This is a genomic window from Mesorhizobium sp. M4B.F.Ca.ET.089.01.1.1 (assembly GCF_004022605.1).
Lineage (GTDB): Bacteria > Pseudomonadota > Alphaproteobacteria > Rhizobiales > Rhizobiaceae > Mesorhizobium > Mesorhizobium abyssinicae.
Genome location: NZ_RZOS01000576.1, coordinates 1 through 3,098 on the forward strand (window position 1 = coordinate 1; position 3,098 = coordinate 3,098).

General features: G+C 67.4%; 2 protein-coding genes and 1 pseudogene. All 3 read left to right on the forward strand.

Going from position 1 to position 3,098, the window contains the following annotated elements:
• Positions 1–1,707 (forward strand): ABC transporter ATP-binding protein (locus EN780_RS30925; protein WP_245500178.1); only part of this gene is annotated, 1,707 nt, incomplete at its 5' end.
• Positions 1,708–1,813: 106 nt separating this feature from the next.
• Positions 1,814–2,818, forward strand: a complete 1,005-nt coding sequence (locus EN780_RS30930) for a serine hydrolase (RefSeq protein ID WP_245500179.1) — start codon at positions 1,814–1,816, stop codon at positions 2,816–2,818.
• Between the two features lie 6 nt (positions 2,819–2,824).
• Positions 2,825–3,098, forward strand: a pseudogene (locus EN780_RS30935) (anhydro-N-acetylmuramic acid kinase); the annotation flags it as partial.

Here is a 3,098-nt window from a genome sequence, read left to right on the forward strand (position 1 = left end):
GGCCGCAGGGCCGAGGCCAATGAAATTGTCCGTGGCGTGAGCTTCGATCTCGCCGACGGCGAAACGCTCGCCATCGTCGGCGAGAGCGGCTCCGGCAAGTCGGTTACCGCGCTGTCGATCAACCGGCTCGTCGACTTCGGCGGCGGCAAGATCACCGGCGGCTCGATCCGGCTGAGGTGCGGCGACGGCGGCGTGCTCGATCTGGCAGGCGCGGCCGAACCGCAACTGACGAAGATCCGCGGCGCCGAGATCGGCATGATCTTCCAGGAGCCGATGACCTCGCTCAACCCGGTGCTGAGCATCGGCACGCAGATCGCCGAATCGTTCCGCCTGCATCGCGGCCTAACCGGCCGCCAGGCGATGGCCGCGGCCAAGGATGCGCTCGACCGGGTGCGCATCCCCGATGCGGCGCGGCGGCTGAAATACACGCCGAACCAGCTTTCCGGCGGCATGCTGCAGCGGGTGATGATCGCCACGGCGCTTGCCTGCAATCCGCGCCTGCTGATCGCCGACGAGCCGACGACGGCGCTCGACGTGACGGTGCAGGCACAGATCATGGCGCTGCTCGCCGAGCTGAAGCGCGAGACCGGCATGTCGATGATCTTCATCACCCACGATATCGGCCTCGTCGCCGGCATCGCCGACAAGGTGATGGTGATGCAGAACGGACAGGCCGTCGAACAGGGCGAGCTGAACCAGATCCTCGACCATCCGCGGCATGGCTATACCCAGCATCTGCTGCACGCCGTGCCGCATTTCGCCAGCGGCAAGGCGACGCGCTCGGATGGCCGACGCGAGAAGGCGCCTGACGCCGAGCCGGCGCTCAGGGTCGACGGTCTAGTCGTGCGCTATCCGGTCAGGAGCGGCCTGTTCGGGCGCGCCACCGGCGCAGTGCATGCCGTCGACGGCGTCGATTTCGAGCTGATGCCGGGCGAGACGCTGGCCATTGTCGGCGAGAGTGGCTCCGGCAAGTCGACCACGGCGCGCGCGGTGCTAGGCCTGGTGCGCTCGACGCGCGGCAGCTTTTCGGCCAGCGTCCGCAAGGCCGCCGCCGGGCAGAGCGCGCTGCCGATCCAGATGGTGTTCCAGAACCCCTATGCTTCGCTCAATCCCCGGCTGACGATCGAGAGCATCCTCGCCGAACCGGTGATCGCCAGCGGCGGCCGCGTGAATGCAGAGACGCGGGCGAGGATGACGACGCTGCTGAAGCGGGTCGGCCTGCCGGAAAACAGCCTGGAGCGCTACCCGCACGAATTCTCGGGCGGTCAGCGGCAAAGGCTGTGCATAGCGCGCGCGTTGATGCTCAACCCGTCCGTCGTCGTGCTCGACGAGGCGGTTTCGGCGCTCGACGTCTCGGTGCAGGCCAGGGTGCTGGAGCTTCTGGTCGACCTGCAGCGCGAATTTGGCCTGGCCTATCTGTTCATCTCGCACGACATGGCGGTGGTGGAGCGCATCGCGCACCGGATCGCCGTCATCTATGCCGGCCAGATCGTCGAGATCGGCGATGCGAAGTCGGTGCTGTCGGCGCCAAGGCATGCCTACACGAAGAAACTCATCGCGGCGGTGCCGACCATCGAGCGGCGGCGCCAGCGTTTCGAATTGGACACGCGGCAAGTGCCGTCGCTGGTGCGGCCGCTGGGGTTTGAACCGGGGCCAGCAAAGTGGGATGTGTTTGGGCCGGACCATAGAGTGAGGGTCGAGGCGTGAAGCATCGCGCTCAAAGATGCGCAGGCTTGGCGGGACAGCACCCCCCTCTGGCCGGCCGGACAGAGGGGGGTGGGACGGATCGCTGCCTGTCCGATGGAGGCCGGCATTGACCGCCCTCGCCCATCTTTTCGACCGTGCCTTCGCGCCGCTCGAAACCGCGGTGGCGGAAGGCCGCATTCCGGGCGGCGTGTTAGGGATTGTCGAGCGCGGCGGCGCCCGCGTTGTGCGTGCAACAGGCCTCGCCCAACGCGTGCCCGAACCCAGGCCCATGCATGAAGGAACCTGGTTCGATCTCGCCTCCCTGACCAAGGTGATCTTCACCACGCCGCGCATTCTCAAGCTGGCGGAGGATGGCGTCATCGACCTCGATGCGCCGCTGATCTCGGCGCTGCCGGACCTGCGCCAATATGACGAGAAGGCGTGGGAGCGGAAGGTGACGTTTCGCCAGTGCCTCGGCCACCAGACGCCGTTTCCGGCCGTCGCGCCGATCTACACCTATGGCCGCGATCCGGACCTGTTGCGCGCCTTCATCCTGCAGCGCGCATGGCAGGCCGGCATGCCGGTCTATTCCGACATCAACTTCATCCTGCTCGGCTTCGCGATGGAGCGCCTGTCGGGCAAGAGGATCCGCGCAATGGATTCCGGCCCGGGCTTCGCCTTCTCGGCCGCGCCGAACCAGGCAGCAGCGACCGAAGACTGCACCTGGCGCCACCGCGTGCTCTCAGGCGAGGTGCATGACGACAATTGCTCGGCGCTGGACGGCGCCGGCCATGCCGGCCTGTTCGGCACGACCGCCTCGGTCCTCGATTTCGCGCAAGGGCTGCTCGACGGCTCCGGCGCCTCGCCGGCCTCGATCGCGCTGATGCGCACGCCGCTGTCGGTCACCCGCACCCATGGCTGGGAGCGCGCCTACGACGGCTGGTCGGGCGGCGGGCTCTGCAGCCCCGGCACGATCGGCCATACCGGCTTCACCGGCACTGGGCTGTGGATCGACTTCGACAAAGGCAGGGCCTGGACCTTGCTCACCAACCGGATCCATCCGACACGTCATTTCAACAGCGGAATCGCCGCGCTTCGCCAGACGGTGGGCGATCGGGTCAACGAGGACTAGCAACCCATGCAACCAATCTGGGCCGTCGGCCTGATGACCGGCACCGTGCTTGACGGCAATATCGACGTCGCGCTGATCAGGACCGACGGCGAGCGGATCGCGGATTTCGGCACCTATACGCTGGCGCCCTACTCGCAATCGATCCGTACCCTGCTGGAGGAGACGCTGCGGCAGGCGCGGGTGTGGAACTTCACCGGACCGGAACCGGCGATCTTCCGCGAGGCCGAGGAGGCACTGACGCGCGCGCCTTCAGCAGCGTCTCCTCCAGCAGGGTACGGAT